Origin of the sequence: Citrobacter sp. XY323, from assembly GCF_025106035.1 — a bacterium.
GTDB classification, from domain to species: Bacteria; Pseudomonadota; Gammaproteobacteria; order Enterobacterales; family Enterobacteriaceae; genus Citrobacter; species Citrobacter braakii.
This window is the reverse complement of sequence record NZ_JANYUK010000026.1, coordinates 15,372-31,939: the sequence shown is the minus strand read 5'-3', so window position 1 is coordinate 31,939 and position 16,568 is coordinate 15,372. Positions and strand designations below refer to the sequence as shown.

The following is a 16,568-nucleotide window of genomic DNA, read 5'->3' as shown; positions in this document are numbered from 1 at the left end:
GACGGTCTGCGTTTCGCAATCCGTGAAGGCGGCCGTACTGTTGGTGCGGGCGTTGTTGCTAAAGTAATGAGCTAATTGCCGAATAACATTTGACGCAATGCGCAATAAAAGGGCATCATTTGATGCCCTTTTTGCACGCTTTCACACCAGAACCTGGCTCATCAGTGATTTTATTTGTCATAATCATTGCTGAGACAGGCTCTGAAGAGGGCGTTTAGTCCGAAACGCACCAGAGCATTTCGGTTTGGATCGCCTCGCTTACGCGGGGTGAAAATGTTTGTAGAATACTTCTGACAGGTTGGTTTATGAGTGCGAATACCGAAGCTCAAGGAAGCGGGCGCGGCCTGGAAGCGATGAAGTGGGTTGTTGTCGCTGTATTGCTGCTTGTAGCTATCGTTGGCAACTACCTCTATCGTGACATGATGCTGCCGCTGCGTGCGCTGGCCGTAGTGATTCTGATTGCCGCAGCGGGTGGTGTCGCGCTGTTGACAACAAAAGGTAAAGCGACCGTTGCTTTTGCCCGTGAAGCGAGAACCGAAGTCCGTAAGGTCATTTGGCCAACTCGCCAGGAAACATTGCACACCACATTAATTGTGGCTGCGGTTACCGCAGTAATGTCACTGATCCTGTGGGGACTGGATGGTATTCTGGTTCGCCTGGTATCCTTTATCACTGGCCTGAGGTTCTAAGATGTCTGAAGCCCCTAAAAAGCGCTGGTACGTCGTTCAGGCGTTTTCCGGTTTTGAAGGCCGCGTAGCTACATCGCTGCGCGAATATATCAAGTTACAAAATATGGAAGAGTTGTTTGGCGAAGTCATGGTGCCGACCGAAGAAGTGGTCGAAATCCGTGGCGGTCAGCGTCGCAAGAGCGAACGTAAATTCTTCCCGGGCTATGTATTGGTCCAGATGGTGATGAATGACGCAAGCTGGCACCTGGTGCGCAGCGTGCCGCGTGTGATGGGCTTTATCGGCGGTACTTCTGACCGTCCGGCGCCGATCAGCGACAAAGAAGTTGATGCGATCATGAACCGTCTGCAGCAGGTTGGCGACAAGCCGCGTCCGAAAACGATGTTTGAGCCAGGTGAAATGGTTCGCGTTAGCGACGGTCCGTTCGCTGACTTTAACGGCGTGGTTGAAGAAGTGGACTACGAGAAGTCTCGTCTGAAAGTTTCCGTATCTATCTTCGGTCGTGCGACTCCAGTTGAACTGGACTTCGCTCAGGTTGAAAAAGCCTAACACCCCGATCAAAAAAGCGACGATTTAATCGTTGCACAAGGCGCGAGATTGGAATACAATTTCGCGCCTTTTGTTTTTATGGATCCTATCCGTAAAACGAATTTAATCACGGGGAGCCTCCTTGAGGCGCTATAACCCAACTAGAGGAATTTAGAATGGCTAAGAAAGTCCAAGCCTATGTCAAGCTGCAGGTTGCAGCTGGTATGGCTAACCCGAGTCCGCCGGTAGGTCCTGCACTGGGTCAACAAGGCGTGAACATCATGGAATTCTGCAAAGCGTTCAACGCTAAAACTGATTCCATGGAAAAAGGTCTGCCAATCCCGGTTGTTATCACCGTTTACGCTGACCGTTCTTTCACTTTCGTTACCAAAACGCCTCCGGCAGCAGTTCTGCTGAAGAAAGCGGCTGGTATCAAGTCTGGTTCCGGCAAGCCGAACAAAGACAAAGTGGGTAAAATTTCCCGCGCTCAGCTGCAGGAAATCGCGCAGACCAAAGCTGCCGACATGACTGGTTCCGACATTGAAGCGATGACTCGCTCCATTGAAGGTACTGCACGTTCCATGGGCCTGGTAGTGGAGGACTAAGAAATGGCTAAACTGACCAAGCGCATGTCCGTGATCCGTGACAAAGTTGATGCTACTAAGCAGTATGACATCAACGAAGCTATCGCTCTGCTGAAAGAGCTGGCCACTGCTAAATTCGTAGAAAGCGTGGACGTTGCTGTTAACCTCGGCATCGATGCTCGTAAATCTGACCAGAACGTACGTGGTGCAACTGTACTGCCGCACGGTACTGGCCGTTCCGTTCGCGTAGCCGTATTTACCCAGGGTGCAAACGCTGAAGCTGCTAAAGCTGCAGGCGCTGAGCTGGTAGGTATGGAAGATCTGGCTGAACAGATCAAGAAAGGCGAAATGAACTTTGACGTTGTTATTGCTTCCCCGGATGCAATGCGCGTTGTTGGCCAGCTGGGTCAGGTTCTGGGTCCGCGCGGCCTGATGCCAAACCCGAAAGTTGGTACTGTAACTCCTAACGTTGCTGAAGCTGTTAAGAATGCTAAAGCTGGTCAGGTTCGTTACCGTAACGACAAAAACGGCATCATCCACACCACCATCGGTAAAGTGGATTTTGACGCTGACAAACTGAAAGAAAACCTGGAAGCTCTGCTGGTTGCGCTGAAAAAAGCAAAACCGACTCAGGCAAAAGGCGTGTACATCAAGAAAGTTAGCATCTCCACCACCATGGGTGCTGGCGTTGCCGTTGATCAGTCCGGTCTGACTGCGACTGTGGCGAACTAATATTCGCCTTTACGTGGGCGGTGATTTTGTCTACAATCTTACCCCCACGTATTCTGCTAATTGCAGACGTATATCTGAGATATTCAGGCTGTGGCAAGGCGGTCAACGCCACTACAGATTGAATAGCGACAGATAGAAAAGATTTGTTCGTTGGAGCCTGGCCTAATCCAGGCCTCCGTCGAAGACCGCAGGTGTTTCGTAAGAAACTTAATGCCCTGCGTAGACGGTGACAGAACGCTAAGATTATTTCTGATACTCTGGCTTGTTTCTGCTCACCGTATTTAGACGCTCTCTCCGTTGGGGGGAGTGAAGTGAGTTCCGGAACATGAGTTCCGGCAAACATCCAGGAGCAAAGCTAATGGCTTTAAATCTTCAAGACAAACAAGCGATTGTTGCTGAAGTCAGCGAAGTAGCCAAAGGCGCGCTGTCTGCAGTAGTTGCGGATTCCCGTGGCGTAACTGTAGATAAAATGACTGAACTGCGTAAAGCAGGTCGTGAAGCTGGCGTATACATGCGTGTTGTTCGTAACACCCTGCTGCGCCGCGTCGTTGAAGGTACTCAGTTCGAGTGCCTGAAAGACACGTTTGTTGGTCCGACCCTGATTGCATACTCTATGGAACACCCGGGCGCTGCTGCTCGTCTGTTCAAAGAGTTCGCGAAAGCGAATGCAAAATTTGAGGTCAAAGCCGCAGCCTTTGAAGGTGAGTTGATTACGGCATCGAATATCGATCGCCTGGCAACTCTGCCGACCTACGAAGAAGCAATTGCACGCCTGATGGCAACCATGAAAGAAGCTTCGGCTGGCAAACTGGTTCGTACTCTGGCTGCTGTACGCGATGCGAAAGAAGCTGCTTAATCGCAGTTATCTTTGTAAAGCATCTGCTTACGTATAAACTTATTCTGATTTTCAGGAACAATTTAAATGTCTATCACTAAAGATCAAATCATTGAAGCAGTATCCGCTATGTCCGTAATGGACGTTGTAGAACTGATTTCTGCAATGGAAGAAAAATTCGGTGTTTCTGCTGCTGCTGCTGTAGCTGTAGCTGCTGGCCCGGCTGAAGCTGCTGAAGAAAAAACTGAATTCGACGTAATTCTGAAAGCTGCTGGCGCTAACAAAGTTGCTGTTATCAAAGCAGTACGTGGCGCAACTGGCCTGGGTCTGAAAGAAGCTAAAGACCTGGTAGAATCTGCACCGGCTGCGCTGAAAGAAGGCGTGAGCAAAGACGACGCAGAAGCACTGAAAAAATCTCTGGAAGAAGCTGGCGCTGAAGTTGAAGTTAAATAAGCCAACTTTTCTGGTTGCAGCCTAAGAAATTAGGCTGATGGCTGGTGACTTTTTAGTCACCAGCCTTTTTGCGCTGTAAGGCGCCAGTAGCATTTCACACTGTTTGACTACTGCTGTGCCTTTCAATGCTTGTTTCTATCGACGTCTTAATATACTGCGACAGAACGTCAGTTCTGTGTAAATCGCAATGAAATGGTTTAAGCGTGATAGCAACAGGCATTGCGGAAAGTATTCGATTTTCCGGTCAACAAAATAGTGTTGCACAAACTGTCCCTTCGTCGGACAGATGGGTCGACTTGTCAGCGAGCTGAGGAACCCTAATGGTTTACTCCTATACCGAGAAAAAACGTATTCGTAAGGATTTTGGTAAACGTCCGCAAGTGTTGGACATACCTTATCTCCTTTCTATCCAGCTTGACTCGTTTCAGAAGTTCATCGAGCAAGATCCTGAAGGGCAGTATGGTCTGGAAGCAGCTTTCCGTTCCGTTTTCCCGATTCAGAGCTACAGCGGTAATTCCGAGCTGCAATACGTCAGCTACCGCCTTGGCGAACCGGTGTTTGACGTTCAGGAATGTCAGATCCGTGGCGTGACCTATTCCGCACCGCTGCGCGTAAAACTGCGCCTGGTGATCTACGAGCGCGAAGCGCCGGAAGGCACCGTAAAAGACATTAAAGAACAAGAAGTCTACATGGGCGAAATTCCGCTCATGACAGACAACGGTACCTTTGTTATCAACGGTACTGAGCGTGTTATCGTTTCTCAGCTGCACCGTAGTCCTGGCGTCTTCTTTGACTCCGACAAAGGTAAAACCCACTCTTCGGGTAAAGTGCTGTATAACGCGCGTATTATCCCTTACCGTGGTTCCTGGCTGGACTTCGAATTCGATCCGAAGGACAACCTGTTCGTACGTATTGACCGTCGCCGTAAACTGCCTGCGACCATTATTCTGCGTGCACTGAACTACACCACTGAGCAGATCCTTGACCTGTTCTTTGAGAAAGTTGTTTTCGAAATTCGTGACAACAAGCTGCAGATGGAACTGGTGCCGGAACGCCTGCGTGGTGAAACCGCCTCCTTTGACATCGAAGCTAACGGCAAAGTCTACGTCGAAAAAGGCCGTCGCATCACTGCGCGCCACATTCGCCAACTGGAAAAAGACGATATCAAACATATCGAAGTTCCGGTTGAATACATTGCTGGTAAAGTTGCGGCTAAAGACTACGTTGACGAATCTACTGGCGAGCTGATCTGCGCAGCTAACATGGAGCTGAGTCTGGATCTGCTGGCTAAGCTGAGCCAGTCTGGCCACAAGCGTATCGAAACGCTGTTCACCAACGATCTGGACCACGGTCCGTACATTTCTGAAACTGTACGCGTCGACCCAACCAACGATCGTCTGAGCGCGCTGGTAGAAATCTACCGCATGATGCGCCCTGGTGAGCCGCCGACGCGTGAAGCTGCTGAAAGCCTGTTCGAGAACCTGTTCTTCTCCGAAGACCGCTATGACCTGTCTGCGGTTGGTCGTATGAAGTTCAACCGTTCTCTGTTGCGCGACGAAATCGAAGGTTCCGGTATCCTGAGCAAAGACGACATCATCGAAGTGATGAAGAAGCTCATCGATATCCGTAACGGTAAAGGCGAAGTCGATGATATCGACCACCTCGGTAACCGTCGTATCCGTTCCGTAGGCGAAATGGCGGAAAACCAGTTCCGCGTTGGCCTGGTACGTGTTGAGCGTGCGGTGAAAGAGCGTCTGTCTCTGGGCGATCTGGATACCCTGATGCCTCAGGATATGATCAACGCTAAGCCGATTTCTGCAGCAGTGAAAGAGTTCTTTGGTTCCAGCCAGCTGTCTCAGTTTATGGACCAGAACAACCCGCTGTCTGAGATTACGCACAAACGTCGTATCTCTGCACTCGGCCCAGGCGGTTTGACCCGTGAACGCGCAGGCTTCGAAGTTCGAGACGTACACCCGACTCACTACGGTCGCGTATGTCCAATCGAAACGCCTGAAGGTCCGAACATCGGTCTGATTAACTCCTTGTCCGTGTACGCACAGACTAACGAATACGGCTTCCTCGAGACTCCGTACCGTAAAGTGACCGACGGTGTTGTAACTGACGAAATTCATTACCTGTCTGCTATCGAAGAAGGCAACTACGTTATCGCTCAGGCGAACTCCAACCTGGATGACGAAGGCCACTTTGTAGAAGATCTGGTTACCTGCCGTAGCAAAGGCGAATCCAGCTTGTTCAGCCGTGACCAGGTTGACTACATGGACGTATCCACCCAGCAGGTGGTATCCGTCGGTGCGTCCCTGATCCCGTTCCTGGAACACGATGACGCCAACCGTGCATTGATGGGTGCGAACATGCAACGTCAGGCGGTTCCGACTCTGCGTGCTGATAAGCCGCTGGTTGGTACCGGTATGGAACGTGCTGTTGCCGTCGACTCCGGTGTTACCGCGGTTGCTAAACGTGGCGGTACTGTCCAGTACGTGGATGCTTCCCGTATCGTTATCAAAGTTAACGAAGACGAGATGTACCCGGGCGAAGCAGGTATCGACATTTATAACCTGACCAAATACACCCGTTCTAACCAGAACACCTGTATCAACCAGATGCCTTGCGTATCTCTGGGCGAACCGGTTGAACGTGGTGATGTGCTGGCAGACGGTCCGTCCACCGACCTCGGTGAACTGGCGCTCGGTCAGAACATGCGCGTGGCATTCATGCCATGGAATGGTTACAACTTCGAAGACTCCATCCTCGTATCTGAGCGTGTTGTCCAGGAAGACCGTTTCACCACCATCCACATTCAGGAACTGGCATGTGTGTCCCGTGACACCAAGCTGGGGCCGGAAGAGATCACCGCTGACATCCCGAACGTGGGTGAAGCTGCGCTCTCCAAACTGGATGAATCCGGTATCGTTTATATCGGCGCGGAAGTAACCGGTGGCGATATTCTGGTTGGTAAGGTAACGCCGAAAGGTGAAACCCAGCTGACGCCAGAAGAGAAGCTGCTGCGTGCGATCTTCGGTGAGAAAGCGTCTGACGTTAAAGACTCTTCTCTGCGCGTGCCAAACGGTGTTTCCGGTACGATTATCGACGTTCAGGTCTTTACTCGCGATGGCGTAGAAAAAGACAAACGTGCGCTGGAAATCGAAGAGATGCAGCTGAAGCAGGCGAAAAAAGACCTGTCTGAAGAACTGCAAATCCTCGAAGCTGGCCTGTTCAGCCGTATCTACGCTGTGCTGGTTTCCGGTGGTGTTGAAGCTGAGAAGCTCGACAAACTGCCGCGCGATCGCTGGTTAGAACTCGGCCTGACCGACGAAGAGAAACAAAATCAGCTGGAACAACTGGCTGAGCAGTACGACGAACTGAAACACGAGTTCGAGAAAAAACTCGAAGCGAAACGCCGTAAAATCACTCAGGGCGACGATCTGGCACCGGGCGTGCTGAAGATTGTTAAGGTTTATCTGGCGGTTAAACGTCGGATCCAGCCTGGTGATAAGATGGCAGGTCGTCACGGTAACAAGGGTGTAATCTCTAAGATCAACCCGATCGAAGATATGCCACACGATGCTAACGGTACGCCGGTAGATATCGTGCTGAACCCGCTGGGCGTACCATCGCGTATGAACATCGGTCAGATCCTTGAAACCCACCTGGGTATGGCTGCGAAAGGTATCGGCGATAAGATCAACGCCATGCTGAAACAGCAGCAGGAAGTCGCGAAACTGCGCGAATTCATCCAGCGTGCTTACGATCTGGGTTCAGATGTTCGTCAGAAAGTTGACCTGAATACCTTCAGCGATGAAGAAGTTCTGCGTCTGGCTGAAAACCTGAAAAAAGGTATGCCAATCGCAACGCCGGTGTTCGACGGTGCGAAAGAGTCTGAAATCAAGGAACTGTTACAGCTGGGTGGCCTGCCGACTTCCGGTCAGATCACACTGTTCGACGGTCGTACCGGTGAGCAGTTCGAGCGCCAGGTTACCGTTGGCTACATGTACATGCTGAAACTGAACCACCTGGTTGATGACAAGATGCATGCGCGTTCTACCGGTTCTTACAGCCTGGTTACTCAGCAGCCGCTGGGTGGTAAGGCTCAGTTCGGTGGTCAGCGCTTCGGGGAGATGGAAGTGTGGGCGCTTGAAGCATACGGCGCGGCATACACCCTGCAGGAAATGCTCACCGTTAAGTCTGATGACGTGAACGGTCGTACTAAGATGTATAAAAACATCGTGGACGGCAACCATCAGATGGAACCAGGCATGCCGGAATCCTTCAACGTATTGTTGAAAGAGATTCGTTCGCTGGGTATCAACATCGAGCTGGAAGACGAGTAACTCTCGATCAAACAGGTCACTGGTGCTGGCGTAACAGCCAGCGCCAGATTGTGCTAACTCCGACGGGAGCAAATCCGTGAAAGATTTATTAAAGTTTCTGAAAGCGCAGACTAAAACCGAAGAGTTTGATGCGATCAAAATTGCTCTGGCCTCGCCAGACATGATCCGTTCATGGTCTTTCGGTGAAGTTAAGAAGCCGGAAACCATCAACTACCGTACGTTCAAACCTGAACGTGACGGCCTTTTCTGCGCCCGTATCTTTGGGCCGGTAAAAGACTATGAGTGCCTGTGCGGTAAGTACAAGCGCCTGAAACACCGCGGTGTGATCTGTGAGAAGTGCGGCGTTGAAGTGACCCAAACTAAAGTACGCCGTGAGCGTATGGGCCACATCGAGCTGGCGTCTCCGACCGCTCACATCTGGTTCCTGAAATCTCTGCCGTCCCGTATCGGTTTGCTGCTCGATATGCCGCTGCGCGATATCGAACGCGTACTGTACTTCGAATCTTATGTGGTTATCGAAGGCGGTATGACTAACCTGGAACGTCAACAGATCCTGACTGAAGAGCAGTATCTGGACGCGCTGGAAGAGTTCGGTGACGAATTCGACGCGAAGATGGGTGCGGAAGCAATCCAGGCCCTGCTGAAGAGCATGGATCTGGAGCAAGAGTGCGAAACTCTGCGCGAAGAGCTGAACGAAACCAACTCCGAAACCAAGCGTAAGAAGCTGACCAAACGTATCAAACTGCTGGAAGCATTCGTACAGTCTGGCAACAAGCCAGAGTGGATGATCCTGACTGTTCTGCCGGTTCTGCCGCCAGATCTGCGTCCGCTGGTTCCGCTGGATGGTGGTCGTTTCGCAACATCAGATCTGAACGATCTGTACCGTCGCGTGATCAACCGTAACAACCGTTTGAAACGTCTGCTGGATCTGGCTGCGCCGGACATCATCGTACGTAACGAAAAACGTATGCTGCAGGAAGCGGTTGACGCCCTGCTGGATAACGGTCGTCGTGGTCGTGCGATCACCGGTTCTAACAAACGTCCTCTGAAATCTTTGGCCGATATGATCAAAGGTAAACAGGGTCGTTTCCGTCAGAACCTGCTCGGTAAGCGTGTTGACTACTCCGGTCGTTCTGTAATCACCGTAGGTCCATACCTGCGTCTGCATCAGTGCGGTCTGCCGAAGAAAATGGCACTGGAACTGTTCAAACCGTTCATTTACGGCAAGCTGGAACTGCGTGGCCTGGCCACCACCATCAAAGCCGCTAAGAAAATGGTTGAGCGTGAAGAAGCTGTCGTTTGGGATATCCTGGACGAAGTTATCCGCGAACACCCGGTACTGCTGAACCGTGCACCAACCCTGCACCGTCTGGGTATCCAGGCATTTGAACCGGTACTGATCGAAGGTAAAGCTATCCAGCTGCACCCGCTGGTTTGTGCGGCATATAACGCCGACTTCGATGGTGACCAGATGGCTGTTCACGTACCGCTGACGCTGGAAGCCCAGCTCGAAGCGCGTGCGCTGATGATGTCTACCAACAACATCCTGTCTCCGGCGAACGGCGAACCTATCATCGTTCCGTCTCAGGACGTTGTATTGGGTCTGTACTACATGACCCGTGACTGTGTTAACGCCAAAGGCGAAGGCATGGTGCTGACTGGCCCGAAAGAAGCTGAGCGTATCTATCGCGCAGGTCTGGCCTCTCTGCATGCGCGCGTTAAAGTGCGTATCACTGAATACGAAAAAGATGAAAACGGCGAATTCGTTGCGCACACCAGCCTGAAAGACACGACCGTTGGTCGCGCCATTCTGTGGATGATCGTACCGAAAGGTCTGCCTTTCTCCATCGTCAACCAGGCGCTGGGCAAGAAAGCAATCTCCAAAATGCTGAACACCTGTTACCGCATTCTGGGCCTCAAGCCGACCGTTATCTTCGCTGACCAGACAATGTACACCGGCTTTGCTTATGCAGCGCGTTCAGGTGCATCTGTTGGTATTGATGACATGGTCATCCCAGAGAAGAAACACGAGATCATCTCTGAAGCGGAAGCTGAAGTTGCTGAGATCCAGGAGCAGTTCCAGTCTGGTCTGGTAACCGCAGGCGAACGCTATAACAAAGTTATCGATATCTGGGCTGCGGCGAACGATCGTGTATCCAAAGCGATGATGGATAACCTGCAAACCGAAACCGTGATTAACCGTGACGGCGTAGAAGAACAGCAGGTTTCCTTCAACAGCATCTACATGATGGCCGACTCCGGTGCGCGTGGTTCTGCAGCACAGATTCGTCAGCTGGCTGGTATGCGTGGTCTGATGGCTAAGCCAGATGGCTCCATCATCGAAACGCCAATCACCGCGAACTTCCGTGAAGGTCTGAACGTACTCCAGTACTTCATCTCTACTCACGGTGCTCGTAAAGGTCTGGCGGATACCGCACTGAAAACAGCGAACTCCGGTTATCTGACTCGTCGTCTGGTTGACGTTGCGCAGGACTTGGTTGTTACTGAAGACGATTGCGGCACGCTGGAAGGCATCACCATGACCCCGGTTATCGAGGGTGGTGACGTTAAAGAACCGCTGCGCGATCGCGTTCTGGGTCGTGTGACTGCTGAAGACGTTCTGAAGCCGGGTACGGCGGATATTCTGGTTCCACGCAACACGCTGCTGCACGAACAGTGGTGTGACCTGCTGGAAGAGAACTCCGTTGACTCCGTCAAAGTCCGTTCCGTTGTATCCTGTGACACCGACTTTGGTGTATGTGCGCACTGCTATGGTCGTGACCTGGCGCGTGGCCACATCATCAATAAAGGTGAAGCAATCGGCGTTATCGCTGCACAGTCCATCGGTGAACCGGGTACACAGCTGACGATGCGTACGTTCCACATCGGTGGTGCGGCATCTCGTGCGGCTGCTGAATCCAGCATCCAGGTGAAAAATAAAGGTAGCATCCGTCTGAGCAATGCGAAGTCGGTTGTTAACTCCAGCGGTAAACTGGTTATCACCTCACGTAACACCGAACTGAAACTGATCGACGAATTCGGCCGTACCAAAGAAAGCTATAAAGTGCCTTACGGCTCCGTTATGGCGAAAGGTGATGGCGAACAGGTTGCTGGCGGCGAAACCGTAGCGAACTGGGATCCGCACACCATGCCGGTTATCACCGAAGTGAGTGGTTTCGTCCGCTTCACTGACATGATCGACGGCCAGACCATTACTCGTCAGACCGACGAGCTGACCGGTCTGTCTTCTCTGGTGGTTCTGGATTCTGCAGAACGTACTGCGGGTGGTAAAGACCTGCGTCCGGCACTGAAAATTGTTGATGCTCAGGGCAACGACGTTCTGATCCCAGGCACCGATATGCCTGCTCAGTACTTCCTGCCGGGTAAAGCGATTGTTCAGCTGGAAGATGGCGTACAGATCAGTTCTGGTGACACCCTGGCGCGTGTTCCGCAGGAATCCGGCGGTACCAAGGATATCACCGGTGGTCTGCCGCGCGTTGCGGACCTGTTCGAAGCACGTCGTCCGAAAGAGCCGGCAATCCTGGCTGAAATCAGCGGCATCATTTCCTTCGGTAAAGAAACCAAAGGTAAACGTCGTCTGGTTATCACCCCGGTAGACGGTAGCGAGCCGTACGAAGAGATGATTCCGAAATGGCGTCAGCTCAACGTGTTCGAAGGTGAACGTGTAGAACGTGGTGACGTTGTTTCCGACGGTCCGGAAGCGCCGCACGACATCCTGCGTCTGCGTGGTGTGCATGCTGTAACTCGTTATATCGTTAACGAAGTTCAGGACGTATACCGTCTGCAGGGCGTTAAGATTAACGATAAGCACATCGAAGTTATCGTTCGTCAGATGCTGCGTAAAGCCACCATCGAAAGCGCTGGTAGCTCCGACTTCCTGGAAGGCGAGCAGGTTGAATACTCCCGCGTCAAGATTGCTAACCGCGATCTGGAAGCGAACGGCAAAGTGGGTGCAACATTCTCCCGCGATCTGCTGGGTATCACCAAAGCGTCTCTGGCGACCGAGTCCTTCATCTCTGCAGCATCGTTCCAGGAAACCACGCGTGTCCTGACCGAAGCCGCTGTTGCAGGTAAACGTGATGAACTGCGCGGTCTGAAAGAGAACGTTATCGTGGGTCGTCTGATCCCGGCGGGTACCGGTTATGCGTACCATCAGGATCGTATGCGCCGCCGCGCAGCGGGCGAACTGCCAGCTGCTCCGCAGGTGACTGCTGAAGATGCGTCTGCCAGCCTGGCAGAACTGCTGAACGCAGGCCTGGGCGGTTCTGACAACGATTAATCGTTGCTGACGCTAATAAAAAACCCGCTTCGGCGGGTTTTTTTATGTCGATGGATTTAAGATGTATTATGTTGGCCGGATAAGGCAGCAGCTGCCATCCGGCATGATGACGCCAGGCTTATGAGGCCTACGGCTTACGCCATCCGATCAGTTTACTGGTGGTAAGCGTCGATACAGTTCAATCATATCGCCTGCCAGATCCTGAATCACCATGGCATTCATCAGGTGGTCCTGGGAATGGACGGTGATGAGATTAACCGGTAGTTTGCCGGTACCTTCGTCAATTCCGATCAGTTGGGTCTGGATTTTATGCGCTTGTTTAACATACTCGCGTGATTCTATCATCGCGTGTTCTGCCCCAGCGAAATCACCTTTACGCGCCAGTTGCAACGCCGTCAGGGCTTGACTGCGCGCAGCTCCGGCGTTTACCAATAATTCCATGATGATCGTTTCTAACTCTTCCATGCCATCACTCCAGTAGTTTCAGCGCTTTGTCCAGTACCGCATCGCCTTTCATCATGCCGTAATCCATCATATCGATAACGGCGACTTTTTTTCCTAGCGGGTCGGCGAGCGCCTGCAGCTTGGCCTGTTCATACTTAACCTGTGGGCCGAGCAATACGATATCCGCAGTGGCGATATTCTCTTCAAACTCAGCCACCGGGACCGCTTTGATAGTGACGTCGACTCCTTTTTTCTGGGCGGCATCTTTCATCTTTTGCACCAGCATGCTGGTGGACATTCCGGCGGCACAGCATAAAACGATGTTTTTCATAAGTAGTCTCGATCAACATGTGTGGGTTGATAATTATCGCGAGCCAGTCGCAGCAACAACTGCTTTGCAACGATTGTGTGCAAGGCATCACAAAGAAAGTCACTTTTTCTGAAACCGGTTACAAAAAGAGGCTCAACCCTACGATCTGGCCCTGATTTGGCGATTGTTGACCCATTTATCATATGCAGGAATATATAATCACTGTTAATAAAGACATGTTATAAAAAACAGTATTGACAGCGTTTTTTAAACCCGTATGTTAATACTTAACAGCGGAGAAATTGTAGTTTGCTGTTAAGGTAGTAAGTGTTAGTAGAGCTTGATTGGGGGTTGCGATAAAGGCCACGAAGTATTTTTGTATGGGATAGTCGATGCTGAAAACGCTATTTATTCACCTCGACAATGCTTTCAGGCCACGTAGTTGATATATCTAATCGCAAATAGTTAGTAAAACTCGACGATGTAACGCCATGATTTAATAGTAAATGTTTGCGGTTTCTGTTTTCTGGTTATCGCAAGGGAAATAAGGCAACGCATCAAAGAGTATATGTCGCGAGGGGAAGTGTACTTGTTTAGGTCACCAGCCTTGAGTTCTATTATCAAGCGGGTGGAATGTGTTTAACGGTAAATAGAGGACGTTTTTAGTTAGTATCAATATCCAATATTATCTGTAGTAAACGTGTACATTTTAAAGTAGTACCATCAGCAGTACTAAATCGTTAAGTTTATTAATGTTAAATTTGAAGTGTGTAGTAACTTAAAGCCCTGACTGCAATGGTCAGGGCTTTTGTTCATTTTAGATCAAGTTGTTACCTGAAATGCTCAACCGCAATGGTGTAACATTTCGGCGTTAATCGATTATTAAATAAATTAATGCTTGCTTATTGATTAGAAGTAAGTCTACTATAGCGACATCGGTTTGATACACAGACCTTATGAAAGCAGTTTTAGTAAAGCAGTTCTCAGTTCAAGCGTTATCCTCAGATACTCTTCTTCATGAGCCTCCTCCCTAAGTGCCCCATAAGTTAATTTCTGCAAAACAGGCCATCTTCGCTGCTTAAGCGGCTCAAAAATATGAAAGGAAGTATCTATGTCTAACAAAATGACTGGTTTAGTAAAATGGTTTAACTCTGAGAAAGGCTTCGGCTTTATCACTCCTCAGGACGGTAGCAAGGACGTGTTTGTGCATTTCTCTGCTATCCAGAGTAACGATTTTAAAACATTAGACGAAGGTCAAAAAGTGGAGTTCTCTGTGGAGAATGGCGCTAAAGGCCCGTCTGCTGTTAATGTTGTCGCGCTGTAATCGCCGATAATTTCACTAATGCTTACGATAGCGATGAAGGCCAGAGCCTGAGCAGTTAAGTGACAGTGAAGAAAAAACCCGCGAAAGCGGGTTTTTTCGTTTTATGCGATGGCTCCGGACTTACGGCATCTGCGAAGCGCGTCCCAGATAGCTGTCCCAGTCCTTCCACACGGGCTGTAACCCCTGCGCCATTAGTGCTTCAGCAACGGCTTCTGGGCGACGGGCGTCGTGTGGGGAGAACTGTTCCAGTTCAGGATGGTTATCGGCATAACCGCCGGGCTGTGTTTTTGAGAAGGCGCTGACGTTGTTGATCGCCAGCGGGATCACATGATCACGGAACCATGGCGATTCGCGGGTGGAGAGCGACAGCTCAATTTCTGGCGCCAGTAAACGAAACGCGCAAATGGTTTGGACCAACTGTCGCTCGTCCATGATCGATGCGGGTTCAACGCCACCGGTGCATGGGCGCAGGCGAGGGAAGGAGATGGAGTAGCGGCTCTGCCAGTAATGCTGCTGCATCCACAGCAGATGTTCAGCCACCATATAGCAATCGACCCGCCAGCTGTCGGACAAACCAATCAACGCGCCAAGACCGATTTTGTCGATCCCTGCGCGGCCCAGCCTGTCCGGCGTTTCCAGTCGCCAGAAGAAATCCTGCTTTTTCCCCTTCAGATGGTGGCGAGCGTAAATCGCCTCATGATAGCTCTCCTGATACACCATCACGCCATCCAGTCCCAGAGTCTTCAGCTCCGCATATTCAGCCTCTGACAGCGGCTGAACTTCCATCTGCAATGAGGCAAACTGGCGGCGAATGGTGGGCAAATGGCGACGAAAGTAATCCATTCCGACTTTTGCCTGATGTTCACCGGTGACCAACAACAGATGCTCAAAACCCAGCTCACGGATAGCGGTACACTCTCGTTTTATCTCATCTTCGTCCAGCGTTTTGCGTTTGATACGGTTGCTCATGGAAAAGCCGCAGTAGGTGCAGTCGTTGGCGCAAAGATTTGAGAGATACAGCGGAACATAAAAGCTGACCGTGTTGCCGAAGCGCTGGCGGGTCAGGCGCTGCGCTCGCTGTGCCAACGGCTCCAGAAAGTCGGCGGCGGCAGGGGAGAGCAACGCCATCAGATCGTCGCGACTAAGCTGTGAAGCGTTGAGGGCGTGCTCCACGTCAGCGGCGGTTTTACCGTTGATACGCAGGCGGATGTCATCCCAGTCAAGCTGGCGCCAGCGGTCGCTGAACGTTTTCATACGAAGGCCTCCAGGAATCCGGTTAACGGGCTGGTGGCGCTTGCCTGCGAACTTTTGCTTCCTGGTACCGCCTGGCGCGCCAGAAGGCCCGCTTCAACCGCCAGACGGAAGGCGGTAGCCATTGTGACCGGGCAGTCGGCCACGGCGATTGCCGTGTTGACCAGCACTGCGTCGGCACCCATTTCCAGCGCCTGTGTGGCGTGGCTGGGGACGCCGATACCCGCATCAACCACCACCGGTACGGTTGCCTGTTGGATAATAATCTCCAGCATCGCTTTCGTTTCCAGTCCCTGATTAGAACCGATGGGCGCACCGAGCGGCATTACCGCCGCGCAGCCGACCTCTTCCAGCCGCTTACACAGCACCGGATCCGCGCCGCAGTAGGGCAGCACCACAAAGCCCAGTTTCACCAATGCTTCCGCGGCTTTTAACGTTTCAATCGGATCCGGCAATAGCCAGCGGGCGTCCGGGTGGATTTCTAATTTTAGCCAGTTTGTGCCCAGCGCTTCACGTGCCAGTTGGGCGGCGAAAATAGCCTCTTCCGCGGTTTTCGCCCCAGAGGTGTTAGGCAGTAGCGTCACCCCCGCGTCGATAAGTGGGGTCAGAATGGCATCGTTGTGCTGGCGCAAATCCACGCGCTTCATCGCCAGCGTCACCAACTGGCTGCCGGAGGCGCGAATCGCCTCGACCATCAGCTGCGACGAAGCAAATTTTCCGGTGCCGGTGAACAGATGTGAATCAAACGTTTTGTCGGCAATACGTAACATA

General features: G+C 51.5%; 14 protein-coding genes. 10 read left to right on the top strand and 4 right to left on the bottom strand.

Annotation, left to right across the window (positions count from 1 at the left end):
- The 9 genes from N0B36_RS24170 to rpoC form a co-directional block, all read left to right on the top strand.
- On the top strand, positions 1–75 hold a 75-nt coding region (locus N0B36_RS24170; protein WP_170973914.1), incomplete at its 5' end, for a hypothetical protein.
- A 230-nt stretch (positions 76–305) separates the two neighbouring features.
- Positions 306–689: a preprotein translocase subunit SecE gene (gene secE / locus N0B36_RS24165; RefSeq protein ID WP_003033128.1), complete on the top strand. Its 384-nt coding sequence runs from the start codon at positions 306–308 to the stop codon at positions 687–689.
- Between the two features lies 1 nt (position 690).
- Positions 691–1,236 carry a transcription termination/antitermination protein NusG gene (gene nusG / locus N0B36_RS24160; RefSeq protein WP_003033125.1) on the top strand — a complete coding sequence of 182 codons (546 nt, stop codon included), beginning with the start codon at positions 691–693 and terminating at the stop codon, positions 1,234–1,236.
- 155 nt (positions 1,237–1,391) lie between these two features.
- Positions 1,392–1,820: a 50S ribosomal protein L11 gene (gene rplK / locus N0B36_RS24155; protein WP_003033122.1), complete on the top strand. Its 429-nt coding sequence runs from the start codon at positions 1,392–1,394 to the stop codon at positions 1,818–1,820.
- Positions 1,821–1,823: 3 nt separating this feature from the next.
- Positions 1,824–2,531: a 50S ribosomal protein L1 gene (gene rplA, locus N0B36_RS24150; protein ID WP_016155300.1), complete on the top strand. Its 708-nt coding sequence runs from the start codon at positions 1,824–1,826 to the stop codon at positions 2,529–2,531.
- 358 nt (positions 2,532–2,889) lie between these two features.
- Positions 2,890–3,387, top strand: a complete 498-nt coding sequence (gene rplJ / locus N0B36_RS24145; RefSeq protein WP_005132895.1) for a 50S ribosomal protein L10 — start codon at positions 2,890–2,892, stop codon at positions 3,385–3,387.
- A 66-nt stretch (positions 3,388–3,453) separates the two neighbouring features.
- Complete coding sequence (rplL, locus tag N0B36_RS24140; RefSeq protein ID WP_000028882.1) at positions 3,454–3,819, top strand: 50S ribosomal protein L7/L12; 366 nt, start codon at positions 3,454–3,456, stop codon at positions 3,817–3,819.
- 320 nt (positions 3,820–4,139) lie between these two features.
- On the top strand, positions 4,140–8,168 hold the full coding sequence (gene rpoB, locus N0B36_RS24135) for a DNA-directed RNA polymerase subunit beta (RefSeq protein ID WP_003033111.1): 4,029 nt from the start codon (positions 4,140–4,142) through the stop codon (positions 8,166–8,168).
- A 76-nt stretch (positions 8,169–8,244) separates the two neighbouring features.
- A complete protein-coding gene (gene rpoC, locus N0B36_RS24130; RefSeq protein WP_016155301.1) occupies positions 8,245–12,468 on the top strand; it encodes a DNA-directed RNA polymerase subunit beta' in 4,224 nt (1,407 codons plus the stop codon).
- Positions 12,469–12,615: 147 nt separating this feature from the next.
- Here rpoC and N0B36_RS24125 read toward each other — a convergent pair whose 3' ends face one another.
- Entirely contained in the window at positions 12,616–12,933 is a 318-nt protein-coding gene (locus N0B36_RS24125; protein WP_047415986.1) for a PTS lactose/cellobiose transporter subunit IIA, read from the bottom strand.
- Between the two features lie 4 nt (positions 12,934–12,937).
- Positions 12,938–13,243 (bottom strand): PTS sugar transporter subunit IIB, encoded by a 306-nt coding sequence (locus tag N0B36_RS24120; protein WP_016155303.1) that lies wholly within the window; start codon positions 13,241–13,243, stop codon positions 12,938–12,940.
- Between the two features lie 1,090 nt (positions 13,244–14,333).
- Between N0B36_RS24120 and cspA the strand changes: the two genes are divergently transcribed.
- The gene (cspA, locus tag N0B36_RS24115) at positions 14,334–14,546 is read left to right on the top strand and encodes an RNA chaperone/antiterminator CspA (RefSeq protein WP_016155304.1); all 213 of its coding nucleotides are present in this window, start codon (positions 14,334–14,336) and stop codon (positions 14,544–14,546) included.
- Positions 14,547–14,666: 120 nt separating this feature from the next.
- Here cspA and thiH read toward each other — a convergent pair whose 3' ends face one another.
- Together thiH and thiG are read right to left on the bottom strand one after the other, a co-directional pair.
- The gene (gene thiH, locus N0B36_RS24110) at positions 14,667–15,800 is read right to left on the bottom strand and encodes a 2-iminoacetate synthase ThiH (protein WP_016157943.1); all 1,134 of its coding nucleotides are present in this window, start codon (positions 15,798–15,800) and stop codon (positions 14,667–14,669) included.
- Positions 15,797–16,567 carry a thiazole synthase gene (thiG, locus tag N0B36_RS24105; RefSeq protein WP_109018146.1) on the bottom strand — a complete coding sequence of 257 codons (771 nt, stop codon included), beginning with the start codon at positions 16,565–16,567 and terminating at the stop codon, positions 15,797–15,799. Before thiG ends, thiH begins: the two co-directional genes overlap by 4 nt.
- Between the last annotated feature and the right edge of the window lies 1 nt (position 16,568).